Annotated in this window: 23 protein-coding genes and 1 pseudogene; 6 read left to right on the plus strand and 18 right to left on the minus strand. The window is 52.1% G+C overall.

Annotated features, from left to right (window positions below; genetic code table 11):
* Positions 1–182: 182 nt before the first annotated feature.
* The 4 genes from ACR1UW_RS00360 to ACR1UW_RS00375 form a co-directional block, all read right to left on the minus strand.
* Entirely contained in the window at positions 183–434 is a 252-nt protein-coding gene (locus ACR1UW_RS00360) for a hypothetical protein (protein ID WP_498934225.1), read from the minus strand.
* A 60-nt stretch (positions 435–494) separates the two neighbouring features.
* The gene (locus ACR1UW_RS00365; RefSeq protein WP_498934227.1) at positions 495–794 is read right to left on the minus strand and encodes a hypothetical protein; all 300 of its coding nucleotides are present in this window, start codon (positions 792–794) and stop codon (positions 495–497) included.
* A gap of 14 nt (positions 795–808) precedes the next feature.
* Entirely contained in the window at positions 809–1,318 is a 510-nt protein-coding gene (locus tag ACR1UW_RS00370; protein WP_498934229.1) for a JAB domain-containing protein, read from the minus strand.
* A gap of 218 nt (positions 1,319–1,536) precedes the next feature.
* A complete protein-coding gene (locus tag ACR1UW_RS00375; RefSeq protein ID WP_498934231.1) occupies positions 1,537–2,358 on the minus strand; it encodes a hypothetical protein in 822 nt (273 codons plus the stop codon).
* On the opposite strand from ACR1UW_RS00375, the gene ACR1UW_RS00380 reads away from it, so the two are divergent.
* The gene (locus tag ACR1UW_RS00380; protein WP_429903820.1) at positions 2,357–4,015 is read left to right on the plus strand and encodes an IS1634 family transposase; all 1,659 of its coding nucleotides are present in this window, start codon (positions 2,357–2,359) and stop codon (positions 4,013–4,015) included. The genes ACR1UW_RS00375 and ACR1UW_RS00380 overlap by 2 nt on opposite strands.
* A gap of 2 nt (positions 4,016–4,017) precedes the next feature.
* Here the strand turns inward: ACR1UW_RS00380 and ACR1UW_RS00385 are convergent, their stop codons facing one another.
* The 6 genes and pseudogenes from ACR1UW_RS00385 to ACR1UW_RS00410 all read right to left on the minus strand — a co-directional run bounded on the left by ACR1UW_RS00385 (position 4,018) and on the right by ACR1UW_RS00410 (position 11,001).
* The gene (locus ACR1UW_RS00385) at positions 4,018–5,283 is read right to left on the minus strand and encodes a hypothetical protein (RefSeq protein ID WP_498934233.1); all 1,266 of its coding nucleotides are present in this window, start codon (positions 5,281–5,283) and stop codon (positions 4,018–4,020) included.
* A 10-nt stretch (positions 5,284–5,293) separates the two neighbouring features.
* A complete protein-coding gene (locus ACR1UW_RS00390) occupies positions 5,294–6,742 on the minus strand; it encodes an IS66-like element ISBst12 family transposase (protein WP_498932894.1) in 1,449 nt (482 codons plus the stop codon).
* A 159-nt stretch (positions 6,743–6,901) separates the two neighbouring features.
* A pseudogene (locus tag ACR1UW_RS00395) lies at positions 6,902–7,762 on the minus strand (S-layer protein); the annotation flags it as partial.
* A gap of 372 nt (positions 7,763–8,134) precedes the next feature.
* Entirely contained in the window at positions 8,135–8,914 is a 780-nt protein-coding gene (locus ACR1UW_RS00400) for a hypothetical protein (RefSeq protein WP_062898983.1), read from the minus strand.
* Between the two features lie 45 nt (positions 8,915–8,959).
* A complete protein-coding gene (locus ACR1UW_RS00405; RefSeq protein ID WP_498934235.1) occupies positions 8,960–10,309 on the minus strand; it encodes a C40 family peptidase in 1,350 nt (449 codons plus the stop codon).
* A gap of 182 nt (positions 10,310–10,491) precedes the next feature.
* Positions 10,492–11,001, minus strand: a complete 510-nt coding sequence (locus ACR1UW_RS00410) for a hypothetical protein (protein ID WP_068895184.1) — start codon at positions 10,999–11,001, stop codon at positions 10,492–10,494.
* 208 nt (positions 11,002–11,209) lie between these two features.
* On the opposite strand from ACR1UW_RS00410, the gene ACR1UW_RS00415 reads away from it, so the two are divergent.
* Entirely contained in the window at positions 11,210–11,617 is a 408-nt protein-coding gene (locus ACR1UW_RS00415; RefSeq protein ID WP_033008231.1) for a helix-turn-helix domain-containing protein, read from the plus strand.
* 121 nt (positions 11,618–11,738) lie between these two features.
* On the opposite strand, the gene ssb is transcribed toward ACR1UW_RS00415, so the two are convergent.
* A complete protein-coding gene (gene ssb / locus ACR1UW_RS00420; RefSeq protein WP_011232661.1) occupies positions 11,739–12,098 on the minus strand; it encodes a single-stranded DNA-binding protein in 360 nt (119 codons plus the stop codon).
* Between the two features lie 269 nt (positions 12,099–12,367).
* Between ssb and ACR1UW_RS00425 the strand changes: the two genes are divergently transcribed.
* On the plus strand, positions 12,368–12,808 hold the full coding sequence (locus ACR1UW_RS00425; protein WP_013146485.1) for a YwpF-like family protein: 441 nt from the start codon (positions 12,368–12,370) through the stop codon (positions 12,806–12,808).
* Positions 12,809–12,864: 56 nt separating this feature from the next.
* On the opposite strand, the gene srtD is transcribed toward ACR1UW_RS00425, so the two are convergent.
* The 5 genes from srtD to ACR1UW_RS00450 form a co-directional block, all read right to left on the minus strand.
* Positions 12,865–13,494 (minus strand): class D sortase, LPxTATN-specific, encoded by a 630-nt coding sequence (gene srtD / locus ACR1UW_RS00430; RefSeq protein ID WP_014196837.1) that lies wholly within the window; start codon positions 13,492–13,494, stop codon positions 12,865–12,867.
* 6 nt (positions 13,495–13,500) lie between these two features.
* Positions 13,501–14,400 (minus strand): processed acidic surface protein, encoded by a 900-nt coding sequence (locus ACR1UW_RS00435; protein WP_033012456.1) that lies wholly within the window; start codon positions 14,398–14,400, stop codon positions 13,501–13,503.
* 380 nt (positions 14,401–14,780) lie between these two features.
* The gene (locus ACR1UW_RS00440) at positions 14,781–16,157 is read right to left on the minus strand and encodes an aspartate kinase (RefSeq protein ID WP_014196839.1); all 1,377 of its coding nucleotides are present in this window, start codon (positions 16,155–16,157) and stop codon (positions 14,781–14,783) included.
* Between the two features lie 133 nt (positions 16,158–16,290).
* Positions 16,291–16,449, minus strand: a complete 159-nt coding sequence (locus ACR1UW_RS00445) for a hypothetical protein (protein WP_155266779.1) — start codon at positions 16,447–16,449, stop codon at positions 16,291–16,293.
* Entirely contained in the window at positions 16,433–16,867 is a 435-nt protein-coding gene (locus ACR1UW_RS00450; RefSeq protein WP_025039145.1) for a DUF1284 domain-containing protein, read from the minus strand. Before ACR1UW_RS00450 ends, ACR1UW_RS00445 begins: the two co-directional genes overlap by 17 nt.
* Before the next feature lie 393 nt (positions 16,868–17,260).
* Here ACR1UW_RS00450 and ACR1UW_RS00455 point away from each other — a divergent pair, with 393 nt between their 5' ends.
* The 3 genes from ACR1UW_RS00455 (at position 17,261) to ACR1UW_RS00465 (ending at position 20,146) form a co-directional block, all read left to right on the plus strand.
* Positions 17,261–17,848 (plus strand): hypothetical protein, encoded by a 588-nt coding sequence (locus ACR1UW_RS00455; RefSeq protein WP_014196843.1) that lies wholly within the window; start codon positions 17,261–17,263, stop codon positions 17,846–17,848.
* Positions 17,849–18,061: 213 nt separating this feature from the next.
* Positions 18,062–19,582, plus strand: coding sequence for an aldehyde dehydrogenase (gene adh, locus ACR1UW_RS00460; protein WP_498934240.1), 1,521 nt, complete (start codon positions 18,062–18,064; stop codon positions 19,580–19,582).
* Between the two features lie 204 nt (positions 19,583–19,786).
* Positions 19,787–20,146, plus strand: a complete 360-nt coding sequence (locus tag ACR1UW_RS00465) for a DUF779 domain-containing protein (protein ID WP_047819072.1) — start codon at positions 19,787–19,789, stop codon at positions 20,144–20,146.
* 235 nt (positions 20,147–20,381) lie between these two features.
* Here ACR1UW_RS00465 and ACR1UW_RS00470 read toward each other — a convergent pair whose 3' ends face one another.
* Positions 20,382–21,998 (minus strand): MDR family MFS transporter, encoded by a 1,617-nt coding sequence (locus tag ACR1UW_RS00470; RefSeq protein ID WP_498934242.1) that lies wholly within the window; start codon positions 21,996–21,998, stop codon positions 20,382–20,384.
* Positions 21,983–22,906, minus strand: a complete 924-nt coding sequence (locus ACR1UW_RS00475; RefSeq protein ID WP_456307977.1) for a TetR/AcrR family transcriptional regulator — start codon at positions 22,904–22,906, stop codon at positions 21,983–21,985. The genes ACR1UW_RS00470 and ACR1UW_RS00475 overlap by 16 nt, the downstream gene beginning before the upstream one ends.
* Positions 22,907–23,166 lie beyond the last annotated feature (260 nt).

Consider the following 23,166-nt stretch of genomic DNA (forward strand, 5'->3'; position numbering starts at 1 on the left):
CCAGTAATATGGTTTCACGGTCCGCTCTCTCCTTCCTGCTCACGACAGTTATATAATAATGTCGGGAGTTTTTTGGCGCTGGAAGCATGTCGGTTCCTTGACGCTCATCGAATCTGCCATGCATGGTTGGAATCCCTTTAGTTTTGTCGTGAGTTTTTGAAAAGAAATGTCGTGAGTTGGTCTCATTCCCGGCTGATTCGCTCCAAGTAGCGGATGTAGCTCTGCAGCATGTTGCGGTCGTGATGGTCTGCAATCCGACGCAGAGCGGCTTCGATTTCCCTTTGGCTAATCTCAATCTCCTCGTCCACCACCTCCTCCAACAACATTTGAATAAGCTCATCTTCACTAAGCATCTCGCCGTAGCCGTCCAATCCGTAGCTGTATTCCCGATAGTACGGCATCCCGTCAATGATAATGCGGTGATATTTTGCCATTTTCCCTTCCCCTTTCATTTGGTCTAGCCGTGAAAATTCTCGGACGAACATCCGCCAATCTCAGACATATATTTCGTAAGCGATTGGCTCCCCATTCTTTATCCACACTTCGTACAATTTCTCCGCTGTTTCCTCATTTCTTACAAATCCCGCTATCCACTCGTTTCCGTTCCCATCGACATATGCTAGGGTCTCAAAAAGCAGCGGATTCGGCAGCTTTTCCAGATGCTCTTCAGGCACAAGATAGTTGTCCAGCTCTTCGTGATAGAATTCGTACGCTTCATAGCCCACCTCGTCAATGGTAACTGCTACGTTGAACGTTCTTTTCATTGTCCTTACAAACCAATCCATGTGCAACATCTTCTCGTCTCCTCTCAAATATATCCTTTTTCTTTCAGCGACAAATATTGTTCGGGGCAAACAATCAAATGGTCTAGCACATCGATGCCAACGATTCTTCCAGCCTCTACTAACCGTTTCGTTACCTCGATGTCTTCCCTCGACGGCTCGCAATGACCGCTGGGATGATTATGGGCTACGATGATGGAAGCCGAGTTGGAGAGAATGGCAGCCTTCATCACCTCCCTCGGATGCACGATGCTAGCGTTCAGGCTTCCGACATGGCAAACGTTGATGGCAGTCGGCTGGTTTTTCGTGTCAAGGCAGACAACGACAAACTTCTCACGGTCGGCTTCCACAAGAAACGGCTTCAGCAACTTGTACGCGTCTTCCGGCGACTTGATTTGACGCTCCCTGTACAGCACGCTAGACTCACGAACGAGCTTCAGGCTGACAATGTTGACGCGCTTCGCTGGCTGCCCGACAGACACTTCTCTTTCTAGCAACTCTAGCTGCTGATGGTTGATGGTTTGATACTTGCTCATCCTTTTCCCTCCCAAAACAAAAATAGCCTCAATTCCCCGAAAGGAATTGAGGCTTTATGACTGTAGGTTCAAAATCATAATATATATTTGAAATCAAGCTTGATACAGATTCGGGCAAAAAGAAAAGCCCCGCAGAGATTGCTCTCCACAGAGCTTTTAGTCCACTTTTGGGTGGTGACAGATACCTATCCCAAACAAACTAGAAGCTATCCTTAATGTTACTTACTAATAACTGCGTCTTTTACAAAGTTGTTATTCATATCAACAACATTTGTACCAGAAATCTCAACAGTGATAGAATCACTTAAATTGAACACTGTAGTTGTAGTAGTAATTGTTAACTTGTTATTAGTTTTTGTAAATGTTAAGTCACTAGCATCTACATAAGTACCGTTCTTCTTAACTTTAATACCATTCACAGGTGTAGGCAGTGTGTTAAGGTTTTCAGAGAATGTAACTTGTAAAGTTTTGTTGTCTACAAGTTCAACTTTTTGTGCAGTTGGACGAACGTTTTCTGTTAAGTTAACAGCAACACCGTCTTTAGCTGCTTGAGTTAAAGTATTACCGTTTTTGTCAGTAATATCTTTTGCTGCCACAGTACGAATACCATTTACAGCAATAGTACCTTCTGGTAACTCTGCACGGATAGTGTTCTTATCACCGAAGAAATATAATTTTGTTCCAGTTGGTAAAGCTGCTCCGTTAATTGTAAATTTGTTTACATCTAATGCAGCAGATGTTAATTCAGTACCTGCAGCACCAATTTCAAACTCAAGTACACCAGGAGAGATTTCAGAAACAACTAATCCTAAAGTAGCAGATGTAGTGTTTTCTTGAGCTACATTGAAAGTAATTTTTGTTGTTGCTGTAGTGTTGTTATTATTTAAATCCTTAACAGCTCCAGCTGGTAAAGTAACTTCGTAGCTACCTGCTTTTAACTCACATTTCGCACCCTCTCGACGAAAATCGGGAGGATTTTTTCGTTCCGATGTCGAATGAATCCTTGACACACAAGGAAAGTGAAGGAGTTTTTCTCTCATGAACGTTCAAGTCAAAAAGGTCTATCGTAATGATTATTTGAATATAATAAGTGCCCTATTCAAGAAACTGGGCCTGCCCCAATTGATTGACCATCTCGTTCCCGTTGATCCACAGTGCCAGACTCGAGTCAGCGATGCCGTTCAGGCCATCATCTACAATCTGTTTGACGGCCGGCAAGCCCTTGTTCACTTGGAACATTGGGCTCAGGAGGTCGATTGTGAGAAACTCATCCGTCCCGATCTCCATCCTTCCTGGTTGAACGACGATGCGTTGGCCCGTCATCTCGATCGCCTGTATGAGGCTGGCATTCACAACGTCATCAGCACTTGCTTGATTCATATTTATCGCAAAGAAGGCCTTTCCCTCCGAGCCTTCCACGCCGATACGACGGACAAGACCGTTTACGGCGCGTATGAATCGGCCTCATTAGAGGCTTTGCAGATCACACATGGCTATAACCGCCATCATCGTTGGCAAAAACAGATCGGTTTCGGACTGGTCGGCAACGAGGACGGCATCCCGTTTTACGGCGATGTGCACGACGGCAACCTGCCTGACAAAACGTGGAATCCGGAGGTGCTGTCCCGTGTCCACGAACAGCTCAAACAAGCCAAGATGGAAGACGAATGGATTTACGTGGCCGATTCCGCCGCGATGACAAAAGACACTCTGGCGCAAACCAAAGCGGCCAACGCCTTTTTGATCACCCGAGGCCCTTCGTCGCTTCGGATCGTGAAACGGGCATTAGCGGAGGCCGATTCGCCTCACATCCCGTGGAGCGAACCCTTTACCCTGGCGGAGAGAAACGGCGCCACGTATCGGGTATGGGAAACATCCTCCACCTATGAAGGCCACCCCGTTCGGCTGATCGTCGTCGAATCGAGTGCGCTCGACCAGCGAAAAGGAAAGACGCTTGAAAAAGAACGAACCAAAGAAGCGGAGCTTCTTCGCGAGGAACAAGCCCGTTGGGAGCGTCACCCCTTCTCCTGCCGGGAAGATGCCGAACAAGCCTTGGCGTCCCTCAAGGCGTCCCTTCGCCCCCGGTTTCATCGGGTTGAGGCCGCGGTCGAAGAGACCGTACGCCTGAAAAAACGGCGCGGACGGCCGAAAAAAGGGGCGGAACCCGAGGTGGAGACGCTGTATTTCTTGCACCTTGACGTCGAATTCGACCAAGACGCGTGGGAACAGGCAAGACGGAAAGCGTCCCGGTTTGTCCTTGTCACGACCGTTCCGAAGGAATGGAAGGGCCAACCCATGGATGCCCAAGAGATCTTGAAGCTGTATAAAGGGCAGATCTCGGTGGAAATGAACTTCGCTTTTTTGAAAGATCCGTTTTTCACGGATGAGATTTACGTCAAAAAACCAGAACGGGTCGCAGTATTAGGCTATTTGTTTCTGTTGGCCTTGGCGATTTACCGCGTTTTTCAGCGCCGAGTGCGCCAGTTCATCACACCCGAACACCCATTAAAGGGCGCCGGAGGCCGCAAGCTGACCCGACCGACGGGGCAGGCGATTTTCCAGCTGTTTCAATATGTGAACGTCGTCCTCCTGGAGCTGCCGGATGGACGCATCCAACGCTCACTGGATCGCTCCCTCACCCCTGAACAACGAAGGATTCTGCAGGGGTTGGGGCTGGATGAGAGCATTTACGTGTAACGTCATACGGAACGACCAGCGATGGTAAAAAAAGGATTGCCATCGCTCGTCGTGTTGGTCAAAAAGTTATTCTGAAAAACTAAATAAAAAATCCTTTGTTTTGACCTTGTTAGGGTGCGAAATGTGAGTTTTAACTTAGAAGATGCAACAAAATCAGAGTCTGTAACAGTAATTACAAGATATTGGTTCTCACCAACATCTGTAGTATCACCGTCGTTGTTTGCGTCGTATACATAAGCAACTGTTGAAATTGCGGCAGCATTATCAACTTTTACAACGCCGTCTGTATCAATATAGCGAACATTTAAGTTGTTTCCAGCTGTTAAAGCAGAAGTACCTGGTGCAATTGGTTCATCAAACTTCACAATGATTTGGTCATTTTTATAAGATGTGCTCACTACTTTAGGAGCTGTCTCATCTTTAGTAATAGTTAATGTTTGTTTAAAATCAGAAGAAGTATTTCCACTAGCATCTTTTGAACCAGCTTTTACAGTAAATTCTTTAGTAACAAAGTTATTACCTGTAGGGATAAACGCAGAAGCATCTACTAAATATTCTTTTCCTTCAGTATCAACTTGTTCAGCAGATGTTGCGTACACATGAGTAGTACCATCTGATAACCATAAACGTTTGTTAGCTTGACCGTTAAGAGTGGCATCTACAACTGGTTCACTAAATTTAACGCGAATTTTAGAACCCTCAGCAGTCATTGATACTACTTGAGGAGCTGTTTTATCTTCACCAACAGTAACTTTTAAAGTCAATTCTGGTAAGAAGTTACCCGCTAAATCTTGAGCACCTACGATAGAGATTGTATGCTCACCAGGTGTAAGACCAGATAATGTAATTTTGCTAGCACCTGTTAAAGTATCACCATTAGTATTATCATCAGTAATTGTATAAGAAGTTGTTGGTACTCCATCTACAGCAACTGTAGCAGTGTTTGTTGATACAGAACCTAATTGTGTACCTTGCTTTTTAAGAGGTTCAGAGAAGCTAACTACTACATTAGGCGCTTTATACTCTACAGTAGCCGTTGGAGCTTGTTTATCTTCTAAGAATAATGGTGCTTGATACTTAGTAACGTCCTTGCCAGTAGCATCTTTAATATTTTCAACTTTAAATTCAACGTATTTGTTTAATTTAGATACAAATCCTGCACCGAAAGTTAAAGTAGCAGTCTTTTTATCTTCGCTTAATTCAACGTAACTATTCACCCCAGTGCTAGTGTATAAAAAAGCCCAGCACAAATAGGGCATTTCGGTCATAGAAAATGCCCTAGGTAGCGGAAAGAACTCGATCGATCGTTTCGCCTGCCAACAGAAGACATAACGAATCCCACACGTTTTTTTCGTGTTTCGTCAGTGTGGAAACGATGCTTCTTGCGATGCAAAACGACTGCGCGAATGTTTCTTCGCGAAACGTACCCGAAATGTTCTCTTTGACTTTGACCATGCGAAGATCGCGTTCGGCTTGGTTGTTGTCAAAGGGAACATGTACTTCACGTAAGAAACGCAGCGCTTCTTCCTTTCGTTTTTGAAGGCGTCGAACAAAAGCGAGTGCTTTTTTCGGAAGAGGCGTCATCGTTTCTAATCGGTGTTGTGCTCTTTCTAGGATGCGATCATACACTCGTTCCCACCGTCTCGCTTCTTCTTCGGAAAGTGCACCGTGATGGGCTTCGACGGCTTGCTTGGCGGCTAACAGAAACGTGGTCATGCGCATCGCCCACGTATGCCCTTGTTCGATGAATCCTTTTAACTCACGCAAATGATGGGCGTGACAAAGGGCATGGGTGGCATGTGTGTATTTCGGATATGTACCGAACGCATCGTGCATCATCGTCCCTTCATATCGGGGAAGAATCCCGATATCATCGGTCGCTTTTTTTCCACGAGAAGCGTGAGGAGCCAAGTATGTATATCTCGATGTACACGCGACATGCACCCATGCGAGTTTCCCATTGATGCGCAAACTCGTTTCATCGACATGCAGGATGTTGGATTCAAGTAAGGCGTCTTCGATGATGTCCATATTTGATTCCAGCGCTTCGCGTCCTCGTTTCACCATATTGGCAAGGGTTCCTGTACTAATCGAGTGTTGATATAACGCTTCGATTGTATCACTTAAACGCTTGTACGGGATCAATTGGATATGATGTAAATAAACAACGAGCGCCGTGAGCCGTGGACCGTATTGCACATGATTCGTGACATGGGATGGGAATTCGGCTTGTTGCACGCATCGACAATGTGGACACGATTTCACTTCACGTTCATGTTGTGTCACCTCGATCGCCACACGAGGGACATCAAACACTTGACGGATATCGACTTTGAACGGTTTGACTTCACACAAAGAAGCTCCACATCCTTGACACGTATGCACACGGTGGACGACACGATGATGTGGATGTTCCACTTGACGGAGCGTCTTCCCCTCATGTCCCTCTTGCCCACCAGGCTTTTTGCCAGACGGCTCGCGGGAGGAACGCTTTTTCTCAAAACGGTCAGAAGATGGGGGCAAATGGCTATTGGAGCTGTTTTTTTTCGTGCGTGCTTCCAGCTCTTGAACACGGTACTTCAGTTGTTCATTTTCTTTGCGTAGTTGTTTGTTTTCGTGACGCAAATGTTCATTTTCTTGAATGAGTTGATGAATGAGCTGTTTTTGTTGTTGAACTTTGCCGATTAAGCTCTCAACTGTAAATACAGCTTGTTGTACCGTCAACATGCGATTCACCTCCTTGTCTATCAGTATTCACATCATAGACAAGGAAAGAAGAAAATATTCAGCTCACTTTATGATGTGGCTGAATAGTTACAATTCAACACGTGTAGGGTTAGTACCATCTAAGCTATAGTTTGCAACTACTTGAGCACCACCAGTTGCTGTACCAGCTTGAACTGCCTTATTGAACTTAACAACAACTTGTTTAGCGTTAATCGCACTTACACTCTCAACCTTCGGCGTCAATGCCGCTTCATACGCCGCATTGGCGTCTTGTGCTGCTTTTTGCAGTTCAGCTTTGAACGCATCGGTTACTTTCGATACGTATTGGTTGACTTGGTCAAGCGCCGCTTTCGCTTTGTCCAAGTTGCCGGCTTTGACAGCGTCTTGCGCTTCACGAGCTTTCATGGCAACGGTGATGTCGTAGATCAAGCTGTCGCGCAATGCTTGAGCATCGGCTTTGAACGTCGAACGGAGGAGTTCGCGCGTCGTTTGGCCGTATACGCGATCAAGGATGACCGTGCGCGTTTTGAGCTCGTACGAAATTTTGTGGTAGAGCTCTTCTGCTTTTTTCAGATCTTTCGCATCGACGGCTGCTTTGAGTTCTTGACGCATCGCGTCTAATTTTGTCGCATAGTTGTAAGCGTCGATGTACGTAGCCACGCGCGCTTCGCCCGATTTCGGGTTGGCTTTGAATACATACGTTTCGTATGTAGCTTGCAAGTCAGCCAAATACGCGTCTTTCTTCGCGCCGCCGGCTTTGTTCACAACAGCGACAGCGTTCGCATACGCTTGTTTTGCTTTGTTGTAGGCTGCGTATACATCGTTAATGTCCGGGAATTGGCCCGTTTCCGTTACCGTGTGGCTGTACGTATAGTACGCTTGCTTCATTTGCGCTTTCGCTTGGCTGACGACCGTCGCAACGTCCGTGGCTGCTTGGGAAGCATGCGGGTTGGCTGCGACGAAAGCGCTCGCTGCTACAGCGCTGGCTGTGGCGAGTTTGACTGCTTTCTTTTTGTCCATAAAGCCCAAAATCCCCCTTCGTTTTTATGAAACTTTAGAGCAATGGGTACTAAACGTTTCCGTTTAGTAGATTCATTGCCTAAAAGGTGCTAACATCAACCAATATCATCCTTGACGGCTAGATGCTGGGCTGATTAGAAAGCCTAGCATCTGTTGCTAGCACTTGAGCATAATTCCTCAATGCTCTACGTCTCCTATAATAATACATTTTTCTTCTAAATTCTAGTCCTAAATACAAATTTTTTAGAGAATATGCCTTTGAAATTATTGCCATCGATGGCGACATTGATATGAATATGCCTGTAACAGAAATTTAGAACGATATTTTGGCAGTTTGATGGTTTTGGTTGGCAAACATTTTGTGCAAAAACATCAATCGTTTTTCTTCACCGTGACGTCCATCGGTTGGCCAAGCGTCATTTTGACGACGTCATAGCGGTCATTCAAGTACAAATCGAGAAAGCGGAACTGTCCTGCGAATTGTTCCGGGCTGTTCGTGATGGAAAATTGCAGCTGCATTGCGTAATCGCCGCTGTTGGCGAGCTGTTCGGCGATTTTTTCGATCTCTTCCTTCGGCACGTTGTACGCTTTTAAGTAAGAGATCGAGTCGGCGATCGCTTCGGCGTTGTCGTTGAAGAAAATGGAGAGCGTCACCGTTGCGCCGTCGATGCGGCCTTCAAGCGGCAATGACATATTTTGGCCGTATAAGTACCAGCCGAACAGACGATTTCCTTTTTGCCGCTCAATGACGAACGGAACGGATTCATTTCCTGCCTGAAGAATGTATTGCCCTTTCAATGAGCGGGCGACAAGGGCGAGAAGTTCGTCTTTTGTGAACGGCACGTATTGGATGGCGTCCCCTTGTTTGGCATACAGTCCACCGCCGAGGCTGTAATAGACGGCGCCGCCTGCCCGTTTTTGGCTGTAGACGCGATACTCGCGCCCTTGTTTCACCGTCATGGCGGTCTGCCATGCCGCTCCGTTCAGGCGGTATAGAGGCGTGTCGCGCAAAATGGCGACTTTGCCGATCATGCCTTGTTTCCATTGGACTTGCCCCCATTGGACGGCGGCGTCAACTGTTTGTCCATTTCCTCCGAGGGCGATGGCGGCGGCGAGGCAGATGGCGGCTGCCATTTGGGATGCATGTTTCATCTTCGTTTTCCTCCTCATTTTGGTCATCGTTGTCGTTCCAGCATGCTAAAAGAACCGCTTCGCCCCCAAGTACCGCTGTTTCCAATACGATTGGTCGAGGCGGCTGATCGTCACTCCAGTCGAAGCGCCGCTATGGATGAACTGGCCGTTGCCGATATAGATGCCGGCATGCGATGGGCCGTTGGTGGTCGTGGCGAAAAAGACGATGTCGCCGACTTCCGGGGCGGAAACCGATACGCCTGCATTCCACATCAAGGCGACGGTGCGCGGGATGGGGACGCCTTGTTGCTGGAACAGGTAGAAAATGAAGCCGCTGCAGTCAAATCCCTCTTCCGGCGCATCGCCGCCCCAAACGTATGGGGTTCCGAGCAACTCAGCCGCATCGGCGACAAGTTCGATGACATCCAGCTTCGCCGCAGGGGCTTGTCCGATCAGGCGCTCGTATGTTTCGCCGTCAACAATGCCGGTCGCTGGGAGTTTGGCCGCTTGTTGGAAACGGCGGACGGCATCGGCGGTGGCAGTGCCGTAGTAGCCGGTGATGGCCGTGTAGAAGTAGCCGAGCTCTTTCAGCTTTGTCTGAATGCGCTTGACGTCTTCGCCGAGCGAACCAATCGAAAGGCGTATCGCTGGGCGTTCGGCTGTTGCAGGCGGGGGTGTTTTCGCTTTTACTGCGCTCGCGAGGAGGGCAGCGGTTTGGTTGTCGACCGCGCCGGTCACTGGCAGGCCGTTGTCGCGTTGAAAGCGGCGGATGGCGTCGGCGGTCAGCACCCCATAGTAGCCGGTGATGTCCGAATACGTAAAGTAGCCGAGTTGTTTAAGCTGTTGCTGCAGCTCGCGGACGTCGTCGCCGCGCGCCCCAACGGTCAGCGCCGCAGACGGTGAGGGCGAGGAACCTTCTTCTTTTTGCTTCAGCCGCTCAAGCGTCGCCCGGTCCGCCCGCCCGGTGGCGGGAAGTCCGTTCGCCCGTTGAAACTGCTTCACCGCATCGGCCGTCACCGCGCCGTAGTAGCCGGTGATTTGCGGATAGCGAAAATAGCCGAGCTGTTTCAGCCGGCGTTGCAAATCACTGACGGCCGCGCCGCGGGAACCGATGGCGAGCGTGTCGTTTGACGCAGGCGCGCTTTTGAGCTTCGCGTAGGTGGCGTCATCGACGATGCCGGTGGCTGGCAAGTTCATCGCCCGTTGGAACGCTTTGACCGCTTCTTCGGTAATGGCGCCAAAGTAGCCGGTCGCTTGCGGATACGTGAAAAAGCCTTTTTCTTTCAAGCGCTGCTGGAGCTGTTTGATTTCAGGAGAACTCATGCCTTTCTTCCATTCCGCCGCTTGGCTCTCGTCCGGCGCGAGAAAAAAGGCAGAAGCCATGGCAGCGGCGAAAACAACGTGATTCGGTTTCACGGATGCGCCCTCTCCCTTCGCCGTCTGTTTCGTTTTTCATCTTTCATCGAGGCCTCATGCGGGATAGTTCCTCAGGCCGGCTTGACATCCCGCAGCCAAAAATAGTAATGTTCTATATTTTCAGTATAACGGACGAAAGCCATGAAAGGAAACGATTTTTTTTATTGGAAGAAGGAAGAAGTTTATGCGCCGGAACGGGGCATGCTTCGCTTCGGAGGCGACGGATACGTGAACAAATACGACACGCATCGATCGTCGACAAGGTAAATCGACTGCAGCACTTCATAAATGAGCTGTTTTTCCATCGCCAGCCATTCATCTGCGCGGATCGGGATGTATTTTTGCCTCGGTTCGTTCCACTCATAAAGGGCGACGGTAAACTTTTTTTGGCGAAGATCGAGCTTGACGATAAACATGTAAAGCTGGCTCGTGCATTTAAATACAAAATAGAGCTGGGCTTCCTTTGAGCAGGTGATCGTGCGGAACAGCGCCTCGCCTTCCGATGCAAAACGCATCCGTCCACCTTCGTTTTTCAGCGAGCGCAGCGAATCGGTGAAACTGGCCGGGGCGATCGTTTTCAGCCGCACGGAAAACGGATTTTTCATTTCCTTAATATAGATGTGGCACATTTTTTGGGCGTGTTTCTCCCCGTTTCGTTCACAAATGACAAAATCGGCAAGATAGATGTTCACCTTGACCCCCTCTTTTTGGTTCGTAATTTCCCATTTTTAACTAATTGTACTATGTCCTTCCTGGACAAAAAAGATGCCGAACGACGAAATCACGGACAAATCTGTTCTGATTTAGAAACAAAGATAGAAATGAGCGAAAAAGGAACAACCATTGACTCCATGCTTTTCTATCTTTAAAGAGTAATGATGAAAAGCGTGGTGACGAACGATGACAAACTTGGGGGAGACGCTCAAACAACTGCGAAAACAACGGCGCTGGACACAGGAAGAGCTGGCCGAGCAGCTGAACGTGTCGCGTTCGCAAATCAGCAAATGGGAAAACGGCAGCTTGCTTCCAGATGTGCAGTCGCTTGAGAAGCTCTGCCAGTTGTTTGACGTCAGCGCCGATTTTTTGCTTGGCGGCGAAACGCGCCAGCGCGAGCTGTTGCGCGAAGTGACGGACATGTACGGAACGGCGGACGTGCACGAAACGGTGCTCGCGGCGTTGGACTACTTGCTTCATAACCAAGAGATGAGCGAAGCGGTGTACACGCTCGCGAAGCTGCCGGATAAAAAGCGAAAACATGTCGAAACGATGATCGTGACGATCGTAAAAGAGTGCTCCGAGCTCATGTAGCTCCCCTCATGCTGAAAAAAAGCGCTAACAACGACGTGCTAGCGCCATCCGTTGGGGGAGTGTTTGGGGACACGTTCTTTCTCTTGGGGATTCGCTTTGAAAGGCATGTATGGGGAAACGACTATACGTGCTCCGGCCATTCTGGTTTCTTTCCGGAGTGGAGAAATTGGACGGACTCCGCGACGACTTCGGTGACATAGACGCGTTGACCGTCTTTTTTATCGTAGCGGCGCGTTTGGATTCTCCCCGTCACCGCCACCATCGAACCTTTTCGGCAATAATTGGCGGTATGTTCCGCTGTTTTCCGCCATAAAACGCATGGAACGAAATCGGCGTCAATCCCCCCTTCCGCGTTGCGGAAATTTCTCGCCACCGCCAGTGTGACAGTCGCGACGGCAGCCCCTTCGGCCGTGTAGCGAAGCTCGGGATCTTTCGTCAACCGGCCGACCAACACGACTTGGTTGATCATGTGTTGGCGCATCCCCCCTTTCCTCCACCGCACCTTTATGATAACGAATCTCGTTTTGGGTCGTAAAATCGCGATTTTTGCATTTTTTTGCGCACTCTATGGATACAATCCAGCGAAAAAGGCGAAATCTTCGTCGACAATGGCGGGGCAAAATGGCGTTTTTGCCATCCGCCGGAAAATATGCAGATCGTTTTTCAGCAGGAAGGGCGGCATCCCGTTTTTCTTCCCTCGTCCGCCTGTGCTATAATCTTGGATAAGACAACGGTAACGAGGTGGACGAGATGAAAACGTTCAAGCTTGTCGGGCTCTCTGTCATCGACGACGACATGCACCGCCAAGACATCCCGTTTATTGACGGGTTGATCATCAACAAAGAAGACGGGCAAAACCGCTGGCTCGTGGAGGCGTATTTGGATGACGACTATGAGCCAATGTTTGTGAGCTTGCAGCGGCGTCCAGAGTTTCAACTGCAAGTGACGATCACCCACACGAGCAACGACCCGGCCAACATGCTCGTCGCCGTCCGTTCGATCACGAAAATGAACGGCCACATTAGCGTCTTGATGGAAGGGCTGATGATCCCGCGGCGCACCCATTTGGCGGAAGTCGTGCTGGCCGGCCTTGTCAAGAAAGGGCTGCAAGGCGAGGCGCTGCTTCAAGAGTTTCGCCAGCAAATGCATGAGCGAATCGATGCCAAGGCGCCGCAGGAACGGAAAAGGTAAAAGGCTGGAGAGCGCACTTTCCAGCCTTTTTGTTTGCCTTCCTGCAGGCAAGTGGATCATCCTCTTGGAAACGCCAGGGCATCAACCCGAACCGGGCGGGCGGTGACGATGCAGCGCTTCGGAGCGCGGCCGATGAGGCGAAACGGGTAGCACGTTGTCACCGTCAGCGTTGGGCGCGCTTTCTCGACCAAAACGGTCCGGTCGTCGTCATCGACGATGCGGATGTTGACGATGCGGTAATGGATGGCGGCGCGATCCGTCCGAATGATAAGCGCATCGCCGATCTCAAGCTCGCCAAAGCGGCGGAACACAGTATCGCGGTGCCCGGATAGCACGACATGCCCTCGTCCCCCCGGCCAATCGCTCGCTGGATAATGGCCGACACCTCGGCGCAATTCTTGTTCGCGGACGCCTTCATACACGGGAATCGCCGCCCCGAGCTTTGGGATGGCGAGTTCACCAAGGTAGACGCCAAGCGGTGCGTCTTTTTGCGCCGAACGTTCCGCTGGAAGGCTTGCGGCCGGCGGTGAGGAAGGCGCAGGAGCATCCCGCTTGACCGCCATCCAGCCGACGGTGTACCAATAGCCGTTCCAACCGGCCATCGCCGCTCCGATGACGATCGCCGCCAGCGCCGCCCATTGGGCGGCCCGGCGCCCCCACGAAACCCGCGCGGGCTTGCCGTTCACGTTCCTTCACCCTTTCAGCCGCCTGACCCGCCGGTAAAGAAGGAACCCGGCGGAAGCGAGCATCAGTCCGGCCAACGTATAGGTCAAATACGGTGACGCCGTCTCCGGTAGTTTTTCCCCATACATCTTTCCTTTCATCTCTACAGCGAGCAGCCCCGCGTCAATGCCTTTCTCCCCCGCGCGGACGATGTAGCCCGATGTCAACATCTCCCGCGTTATGGCGATATCGGCGACCTCCTCGCCTTGGCGGTTGTACAATCGAATGCGGATCGGCTCCGCTCCGGCCGCCTTTATGTCCGGCTCGTCCGCCTCAAGTTTAAGCAAGCGAAGCCCCTCTTCCCACATCGCCCGCAGTTTGCGGCGCTCTGTTTCCGTCCACGGCCCTTCCATCTCCGCAAACGGACGCAGCCGTTCACGAAGCGCCGCCAGCCGCCCAGCTAACTGCGGGTCGTCAAGCGAGGCAATATGGCGGGTGAGGGCGCGCACTTCTTGTTCCGTCATCCCGAGCGCCCCAAGCAAGTCGTTGATTTGCTGCATGGCGGCGTTGTGCTGCGAGTAAAAACGGATGGCCCGGTCTAAGTCTTCGATAAATGTGTAGTCTTGCACCGTTTCGCCAAACTGGCCAAGCAGCGCCTCGAGCTCCTCAACCGTCAGCCCGTGCCGGCGCAGAACGGCATGAAGCCGCTCGTCAGTGATGGGTGTGCCGAGCCATTGTTTCATCTCATCCATGGTGCGAAAATCGGCGGCTGTCAAGCCGTATTGATCCAAATAAGCCAACAGGTCGCTCACTGTCCAGCCGACGCTCTCAGCGTACTGCTCAAGCTCGCTTCGGCTGATGGCCGCCGCCCCAGCCGGAAACGAAGCGAAAACGGCGACAAGCACAGCCATTCCTAGCCATTGCCGCATTCGTTCTTCCTCCCTTCCGCTTTCTTTGACGTACATTGGTAGTATTTTCCGAACATGCCGCTCTTATGTACGCCAACCAGCGAAAAAAGAAGAAAGCTCGGCTTAGAGCGCTTGAACGTTCTCCCACCTACGCAAACGCTTAGAGATGGGAGATTCTCGGGGACACCTGCCATAAGGCAGACTGCCAGCCAGACCATTCCCGTCTGTCCCTGTGACTTGGCTGTTCCAACGAAGTCCTTCTTTCAAGATATTTTGAGCGGCGTTGGGGGACATCCATGATGGAAGACGCTGATTCATTCCCCCCTTCGGCTGATCGCGTGAAAGCGGGGGCTTCTCGGTACATAAGAACAGGCGCCCGAGTTTCGGACGCCTGTTTCGCGTTAGGAAAGGGGGCTTACGGTTGCCTGTTGGAAGTAGGCGTTGTACAAGGCGCGAACCGCCTCGTTGACGACTTCTTCTTTGACGCCGAACATCATGCTCACTTCGGACGAACCTTGGTTGATCATCTCCAAGTTGATGTTGGCGTTGGCGAGCGCAGTCGTGGCTTTCGCCGCCATCCCGATCGTTTTTTCCATCCCTTCGCCGACGACCATAATGAGCGCCAAGCCGTACTCAATCGTCACCTCATCGACGGCAAGCTCCTCGCGGATGCGGGCGAGGATGCGCTCATCTTTTCCATCCACGAGTTGATCTGCCCGCAAAATGATCGACATGTTGTCGATGCCGGACGGCGTATGTTCGTAGGAGATGCCTTCGTCTTCTAAAATTTGCAGCACACGCCGGCCAAAGCCAATCTCACGGTTCATTAAGTATTTGCTGATGTTGATGCTGCAAAAGCCAGTGTCGCTCGCAATGCCGGCGACTGGTTCGTCGATATGATTGCGCTTGGCGACGATCCACGTGCCTGGAGCGGCCGGGTTGTTTGTGTTTTTTACGCAAACGGGGATGCCGGCGCGATAGACCGGCTCAAGCGCCTCGTCATGAAAGACGGAAAATCCGGAATACGACAGCTCACGCATCTCGCGGTACGTGATTTCTTTCAACTTGCGGGCATCAGCGACGATCGACGGATTGACGCAATAAATCGAGTCGACGTCGGTAAAGTTTTCGTACACGTCCGCTTTGACGCCCGCGGCGACGATCGAGCCCGTGATATCCGACCCGCCGCGCGGGAACGTGACGATATGGCCCGACCGAGAATAGCCGAAAAATCCCGGGATGACCAAAACGCCGCGACGTTCGCGCAGCTGCTTCAGTTTGTCGTACGACTCCGGCAGCACTTGGGCGTTGCCCGGCTCATCGGTGACGATAATGCCGGCTTCAAGTGGGCTGACGTAGCTCGCCTCAAGCCCGCAATCTTGCAGATAGAGCGCCATGAGCCTTGCGTTATGGTCTTCGCCGCTCGCTTTAATGGCGTCAAACAACCGAGGCGGCTCGCTTCGATAGGCGCTGATTTTCGACTGCAAGTCATCGACAAGCTCGGCCAAAAAGCCGTCGGCTTCCAGCCCCAGCTCATTGGCAATGTCAGCATACCGCTTCACGATCGCTTCCATTGTTTCCTCATGCGGCTCGCCAGCCACAATTTGTTCGGCCAGCTGGATGAGCATATCGGTCACTTTCACATCGTCTTTGTACCGTTTCCCCGGCGCCGACACGACGACGATGCGGCGCTCGATATCCGAGCTGATGATATCAGCCACTTTGCGGAATTGCGCGGCGCTCGCCACCGAACTTCCACCGAATTTAGCTACTTTCATCGTTCATGACCCTTTCTGTCGAAAGTCTCTATAATTGTTTATCATATCACATTTTTCCGCCCATGGAACTATTCATTTTTTAGAAATTTCCGCGAACGTCCCAAAACGCCGCCATCGCCGGCCATGACTCTCTTCAAAACAGATGACGCCGTGCTTCGTCAATGGAAAGACGGTGCTGCAACAGCCCCCCCGCCTTGACAAACGGATGATGGTTCAGCACAGCGCCGTTTTTCCATCGTTCCTCCTCGATTTTTTCCGAAAACGGCCGCTCTGCCTCACGTTTGTGCCACATTGCCGCGGCGGACGTTGGCGATTCCTTCTTTGCAGACGCCATACGGCAGCCACGAGCAGTTGCGGCATAACTCGTCCAAATCATCCGGCTTGACCCGTTCCGCCGTCCGCCGGATCAGTTCGGACTTCCAATACACATTGCCCGGCTCCAAGCCTAAATGGCGAATGACGTTTCCGTCAAGCGAACGGACGTGGGCATCGGAATTCGGGCCGGCTTCACACGTTGTCTCCCCATGATGTGGGCAGGCGAGGCACGCTTCATCGAGCGCCGCGACGACTTCAATCGGGAAATCGTCGTGTTCATCGCGAATGCGGGCCACGATCTCCCACATTTTTTCCACGAACGACGGGCTGTAGCCCATGCCGCGAAACCCGTGCACACAAAGCAAATGATGGCCGCGCAAACGAACCGGTTTCATCTTCTCTCCCCTTCCTTTCTTTCCTTTGGCGGGTATTGGTCAAGGGCGAATCTGGCTCTGAGAATACCCTACGATGCCCAACGGGATGGCTCGTGTGGAGTTTTCATAGAACTTTTGACGCTGCCTTCTTTCCTCTCTTCAGACATATGCCGCCCGGCCCAATCGTTTCTATCGTTTTTGACTCCATCATACGTCAACTCTTTTCATTGAGCAACTGGCACCTCGATAACCAGCAGCGGACAGCTAAGCGACATCCCTTTCAGACCTATGCATCGTCTATGAAACGGTGGGCTCCCGGCCTTCGCCCAAACCGCCGTTTTCCTCGGTCAATTCGGAAAAATAACGGATCTGCTTTATACAGACAGCCGTCATGATACAATGAGAAAGGGAACGATGTTGCTGGGAAAGGACTGGCTGATCATGACGAAAGAAGAATTGGCACGCTCGCTTTCCGTCTTGCTTCATGAGCTGACGAAATCATGGCGGAAAGAAAAAATTCATTCCGATGTGCTCGAAATCATTATGAAACTGCGCATTCAAACCGATGACGACGACCAATACGTTGCCGATCTGCTCGGCAACATCGCGTTTGCGAGCGAATCGGCTCATGCGCTCAAGCAAATTTGGGGCTATATGCTGCGCGAGCAAACCTTTCTATCGCCACAGACGATCGAGGCGATGCTCACTGACGCCCAGCGCAAGATCCAGCGCCGACTGTCAGAGATGACGGCCCGCTATGAGCGTCCGTTTTTGTCCATCGATGACCCGCTCGAGCGGAAACGCCAGCTTGAGCGCTCCTACGGTGCGCTTCTTTTGTTCAACCGGATCGCCACCGACTTTTTGCTTGAGTTCGTCCGCGAAGAAAACGAAACGGCAGCGAGCGTCTTTTTCGCCGCCGACCCGAACGAGGCGATCGAAGTGTTCCATCATCTTTGCAGCGTCTACGCGAGCCGCTGGCTGGAAGGCCTGGAAGTCGATTGATGGACAAACCGTCGATTCAAGTCCTTGAAGCCAACCAAAGGTGCCCCAAAAGCGGCGGGGCGCCTTTTCTCATCACCATCTATACTGCCGCATTGGCATTTTCGATTTGACAGTATTGTCCAGCCATGATATTGTATTCATTGGAAAGAATTTTTATAATATTCTTTCGTTTGTAAGCGAATACAAAAAACTCAAATGAAGGAGGAATCGGGGATGATCTACGCACAACCAGGCCAGCCAGGCGCGCTTGTCACATTTAAAAAGCGCTACGAAAACTTCATTGGCGGCAAATGGGTGCCGCCGGTCGACGGCGAGTATTTCGAAAATATCACGCCAATCACCGGACAGCCGTATTGCGAAGTGCCGCGCTCAAAAGCGGCGGACATCGAACTGGCGCTTGACGCCGCCCATGCGGCAAAAGACGCATGGGGACGCACGTCTCCAGCGGAGCGCGCCCGTTTGTTGAACAAAATCGCCGACCGGATGGAAGAAAACTTGGAAATGCTCGCCGTTGCGGAAACATGGGAAAACGGCAAGCCGATCCGCGAAACGTTGGCGGCTGACATCCCGCTTGCCATCGACCATTTCCGCTACTTCGCCAGCTGCATTCGCGCGCAAGAAGGCACGATTTCGGAAATCGATTACGACACGGTCGCCTATCATTTCAAAGAACCGCTCGGCGTCGTCGGGCAAATCATCCCGTGGAACTTCCCGATTTTAATGGCGGCCTGGAAACTCGCTCCAGCGCTCGCGGCCGGCAACTGCGTCGTCTTGAAACCGGCGGAGCAAACGCCGACGTCGATCCTCGTTCTCATCGAACTCATCGAAGATTTGCTTCCGCCTGGCGTCGTCAACGTTGTGAACGGCTTTGGCTTAGAAGCCGGCAAGCCGCTCGCCTCGAATCCACGCGTGGCGAAAGTGGCGTTCACCGGTGAAACGACGACCGGACGGCTCATCATGCAGTACGCCTCGCAAAACATCGTGCCGGTCACGCTTGAGCTTGGCGGCAAGTCCCCGAACATTTTCTTCGCTGATGTGATGGACAAAGATGACGAGTTTCTCGATAAAGCCCTCGAAGGGTTTACGATGTTCGCTCTAAACCAAGGCGAAGTGTGCACATGCCCGTCGCGCGCCCTCATCCACGAGTCGATTTACGATGCCTTTATGGAACGGGCGCTTGAACGCGTCAAGCAAATCAAGCAAGGCAATCCGCTCGATACGGAAACGATGATCGGCGCCCAAGCCTCCTCCGAACAGCTCGAGAAAATTTTGTCATACATCGACATCGGCAAACAGGAAGGCGCTGAGCTCTTGATCGGCGGCGAGCGGAACATGCTCGAAGGAGAACTCGCCGGCGGCTATTACGTCAAGCCGACCGTTTTCAAAGGGCATAACAAAATGCGCATTTTCCAAGAAGAAATTTTCGGCCCAGTGCTCGCGGTCACAACGTTTAAAGATCACGACGAAGCGCTTTCAATCGCCAATGAAACGCTGTACGGCCTTGGCGCCGGCGTCTGGACGCGCGACATCAACACCGCGTACCGCTTCGGCCGCGGCATCCAAGCCGGCCGCGTCTGGACGAACTGCTATCACGTCTATCCGGCCCACGCGGCGTTTGGCGGCTACAAAATGTCCGGCATCGGCCGCGAAACGCACAAAATGATGCTCGACCATTACCAACAAACGAAAAACTTGCTCGTCAGCTATTCGCCGAAAAAACTTGGCTTGTTCTAACATTGGCCCACCTGCTCTTCCACGGCAAAAGGCAGCGCCGACGCGCTGCCTTTTGCCCACTGTTGCATCCGTCACCGCCAAAACCACGCAAACGCCTTTTGATGATGGAATGGAAAACGACGCAACAACCGTTCCATTCGACGAATCCAGCAAAGCTGCTCTAGGAGCCTGTCTTTGGCCATGATGCGAAAGGAGGTGCATCCGATGCCTGATGAACCGAAAGTCATCGCCACCGAAGCAGCGTTAGAATTGATTGAAAAATTAAAGGCGAAATACGGTCCGCTCATGTTCCATCAATCCGGCGGCTGCTGCGACGGCAGCTCGCCGATGTGCTACCCGCTCGGTGAGTTGATCGTCGGCGATTCCGACGTTTTGCTTGGCGAAATCGGCGGCTGCCCGTTTTACATCGCCAAGGCGCAATACGAATATTGGAAGCATACGCAGCTCATCATTGACGTCGTCCCCGGGCGCGGCGGCATGTTTTCGCTCGAAGGCCCGGAAGGCGTCCGCTTTCTCACCCGCTCGCGCGTCTTCGGCCAAAGCGCGGATGCGGGCGCAACGTAACCAGCCATCGCGAATCGTCACCGTGAAACCGCCATGCGCCGGGCATCACGTCGATGCGAAACCGCCTGGCGAAATGGGCCGCACGGAGCGAGCCGCCGGCTTCCATTGGCACCTCACCCCCGGATGCCTCATCGCTCCGGGGGAGTTTTGTTCGTCGCCGCCAAAAAGAAAGGCGGCCCGCCGCCTGAGCGAATGAGGCGCGGTCCGCCGTTTTCTTTTCTTCATTCGCATGCCGCTAGGCCTTCTCCTCTGCCTGCTTCAACTGCTTCATCGCCTCGGTCCGATCAGACAAGGTGATCCTTTTCAAACCGAACACCAACAACAAGCCCACAGCGATAAACACGAGCCCGAACAAAAAGACGGATTGCAGCGAGTCGACAAGCGACTGCTTCAGCACCGGCACGAACATGTCGCGCAGCAGCGCTGGAATCTTGGCCATCGCTTCCGGACTGAGCAGAACGGAATACAGCCCTTGCGGATCATCATGGATCATGCCGGCAAAGCGGTCGACAAGCCCTTTCGCCTGCGCCGGCAGCGCTTCGAGCTTTGGCATGAGCCGCTCGTCAAGCAAGGCGCTCGACCGGTGGTTCATGATGGCGCCAAGCACCGTCATCCCAAACGTCCCGCCGATCGAGCGGAAAAATTGGCTTGAAGACGTCACGACGCCAAGCTCCGATTTTGGAAAGCTTTCTTGCAGGGCGAGCGTCAAAATCGGCATCACGAGCCCTGTGCCAAGACCGAGAATGATCATATACATCGTCGCCGTCCATTTCGACGTCTCGACATCCATCGTGCCAAGCAGCCCAAATGCGGACGCCATAACGGCCATGCCGATGATCAGCTGCGGCTTCACCCCGATCCGGTATACCAGTCGACCGCCAAGGACGCTGCCGATGATCATCGTGATCATCATCGGCGTCATAATCGTCCCGGATTGGGTGGCGCTCACACCGACAATGCCTTGCATAAAAAACGGCACAAACATAATCGCGCCAAACATGCCGACGCTCATGAAAAAGCCGATGCCATTGAGCAGCGTAAACGTCCGATTGCGGAACAACCGAAGCGGAATGATCGGCTCCTCCGCCCGTTTTTCCGCCCAAACAAACAAAGCGAAAAAGACAACCGCGGCCGCAAACAACGAAACGATTTGCCACGACCCCCACGGATATCGGTCGCCGCCAAACGTCAACCCCAACAACAAGCTGACGACGCCCGCCGTCAACGTCGCCATCCCGGCGATGTCAAATTTCACCGGCCCTTCGGCTTTATATTTGCTTAACCCCATCGCAATCAGCACCGTGGCGAGAATGCCGACCGGCAAGTTGATGTAAAACACCCAGCGCCAGTTCAAATGGTCGACGATAAAGCCGCCGATTTGCGGGCCCAGCACTGAAGCGAGACCGTACAAACCGCCGAACACCCCTTGCCATTTCGCCCGCTCCTTGCCGGTGAACACGTCACCGATGACAATCATCGCCATCGGCATCATAATCCCGCCGCCCAGTCCTTGAATGCCGCGGTAAATGATGAGCTCGGTCATATCGCTCGCCATGCCGCAAAGCGCTGAACCAGCCATAAAAATGACCAACCCGCTCACATAGACAATCCGACGGCCCAATAAGTCGGCGAGCTTGCCGGCGATCGGCACGACCGTCGTCGACGTCAACATATACGCTGTCGTCAGCCACGTCATAATCCCCAATCCGTGAAGCTCCCCGACGATGCGCGGCATCGCCGTGCCGACGATCGTCCCGTCTAATGCCGCAAACAGCATGGCAATGATCAACCCGGTAATGAGCAACGGACGATGACGAATGGTGCTCGCTGGCACTGTTAACGCTTTTTCCATGGTTCTCTCTCCCATCCATTGAGTCGTTGATACGCTTCCATTTCTTGGCTCAGTGCGTCCAAAGCCGACGCAAGTCGAGGCGCCTGTTGATGGCGCAAATACAAAAGCAGCGCTTCAACGATATAGGCGCGCGGCGGCTCATTGCGCCCAAGCACTTCCTCCTCCAGCGCCGCTACGGCTTCAAGCACATCGTTCGCCTGCTTCGGATCGAGCCCGTTGGCGGCCTCCCGGACGGCGGCGAACGCCGAAACCAGCCGCTCCCGCTGGCGCTTGCGCTCGCGCTCTTCGAGTTCTATCCATGGCACGAGCGCCTCCTCGGTCAACAACGGGCGCTCGCCGGCCGCAAAGCTAGCAACAATGGCATCAATGCGGCGCACGAGAAAACGAGCCGCTGCGTCCGCATCAAACGCCTCCTCGCGAAAAAAGAAGTAAAACAAATATTGTCGGATGATGCCGTTGGTCATCATGGCGACATCATACACATACGGACCGACTTCCTCTCCGTACACCTCCGCCAGACGGGTGCAATACCATAAAAAAAGGCGCCCATGCTGGCGGAACATATATTGCCCTACTTCGGGGTTCACTCTCGGCAATTGTTCCACCATCACCATATGCAAAAATTCCTTATACTCGCGGACATGGGAGAAATGGGCTGCCAACTGGCGGATGAACCGCTCCTTTTCCGGGCCATCCCCGCCAGCCGCCGTGAAATCGGCCACCATTTTTTCACTGTAGTGGCGAAGTACAGCGAGCAGCAATTCTTCCTTCGAAGCGAAATGGTGGTAAAACGCCCCTTTGGAAATGCCCCACGCCTCAACCAAATCTTGAATCGAGGTGGCATGATACCCTTTTTCCGCAAATAGTTTCATCGCGGTTTCAATAAATCGAACACGCCGTTCATCCATGGCAGCGTCTCCTTCCTTTCCCATTCCTCTCCATCCACTGCAGATAAGACGGCAACAATATGCGCGGTTTCACGAAATCAACCCGCACGCCGCACCGCTGCAGCCATTCAACCAACCGCCGAACATCGGCCATTGTCCTCGCCTCCACACTCTATATGACCAAACAGTCAAAGCCATTATAAACTATCGTTACAAACTTATGCAACTAAAAAACGATGTTTTTTTGACCAATAAGTCATTTATTTATTCTCGTCCATTGA

This window comes from Geobacillus lituanicus, assembly GCF_050994965.1.
In the GTDB taxonomy this organism is placed as follows: domain Bacteria; phylum Bacillota; class Bacilli; order Bacillales; family Anoxybacillaceae; genus Geobacillus; species Geobacillus stearothermophilus.

Coding starts and splice junctions, on each gene's coding strand:
- ACR1UW_RS00415 (WP_033008231.1), top strand. CDS start 11,210: ATGACAAACTTGGGGGAGACGCTCAAACAACTGCGAAAACAACGGCGC.
- ACR1UW_RS00425 (WP_013146485.1), top strand. CDS start 12,368: ATGAAAACGTTCAAGCTTGTCGGGCTCTCTGTCATCGACGACGACATG.
- ACR1UW_RS00380 (WP_429903820.1), top strand. CDS start 2,357: ATGAACGTTCAAGTCAAAAAGGTCTATCGTAATGATTATTTGAATATA.
- ACR1UW_RS00450 (WP_025039145.1), bottom strand. CDS start 16,867: ATGAAACCGGTTCGTTTGCGCGGCCATCATTTGCTTTGTGTGCACGGG.
- ACR1UW_RS00465 (WP_047819072.1), top strand. CDS start 19,787: ATGCCTGATGAACCGAAAGTCATCGCCACCGAAGCAGCGTTAGAATTG.
- ACR1UW_RS00375 (WP_498934231.1), bottom strand. CDS start 2,358: ATGAGAGAAAAACTCCTTCACTTTCCTTGTGTGTCAAGGATTCATTCG.
- ACR1UW_RS00470 (WP_498934242.1), bottom strand. CDS start 21,998: ATGGAAAAAGCGTTAACAGTGCCAGCGAGCACCATTCGTCATCGTCCG.
- ACR1UW_RS00400 (WP_062898983.1), bottom strand. CDS start 8,914: ATGAAACATGCATCCCAAATGGCAGCCGCCATCTGCCTCGCCGCCGCC.
- ACR1UW_RS00385 (WP_498934233.1), bottom strand. CDS start 5,283: ATGACCGAAATGCCCTATTTGTGCTGGGCTTTTTTATACACTAGCACT.
- ACR1UW_RS00455 (WP_014196843.1), top strand. CDS start 17,261: ATGTTGCTGGGAAAGGACTGGCTGATCATGACGAAAGAAGAATTGGCA.
- ACR1UW_RS00475 (WP_456307977.1), bottom strand. CDS start 22,906: ATGGATGAACGGCGTGTTCGATTTATTGAAACCGCGATGAAACTATTT.
- ACR1UW_RS00435 (WP_033012456.1), bottom strand. CDS start 14,400: ATGCGGCAATGGCTAGGAATGGCTGTGCTTGTCGCCGTTTTCGCTTCG.
- ACR1UW_RS00365 (WP_498934227.1), bottom strand. CDS start 794: ATGTTGCACATGGATTGGTTTGTAAGGACAATGAAAAGAACGTTCAAC.
- ACR1UW_RS00390 (WP_498932894.1), bottom strand. CDS start 6,742: ATGTTGACGGTACAACAAGCTGTATTTACAGTTGAGAGCTTAATCGGC.
- ACR1UW_RS00370 (WP_498934229.1), bottom strand. CDS start 1,318: ATGAGCAAGTATCAAACCATCAACCATCAGCAGCTAGAGTTGCTAGAA.
- ssb (WP_011232661.1), bottom strand. CDS start 12,098: ATGCGCCAACACATGATCAACCAAGTCGTGTTGGTCGGCCGGTTGACG.
- adh (WP_498934240.1), top strand. CDS start 18,062: ATGATCTACGCACAACCAGGCCAGCCAGGCGCGCTTGTCACATTTAAA.
- ACR1UW_RS00360 (WP_498934225.1), bottom strand. CDS start 434: ATGGCAAAATATCACCGCATTATCATTGACGGGATGCCGTACTATCGG.
- ACR1UW_RS00445 (WP_155266779.1), bottom strand. CDS start 16,449: ATGTGGCACAAACGTGAGGCAGAGCGGCCGTTTTCGGAAAAAATCGAG.
- ACR1UW_RS00440 (WP_014196839.1), bottom strand. CDS start 16,157: ATGAAAGTAGCTAAATTCGGTGGAAGTTCGGTGGCGAGCGCCGCGCAA.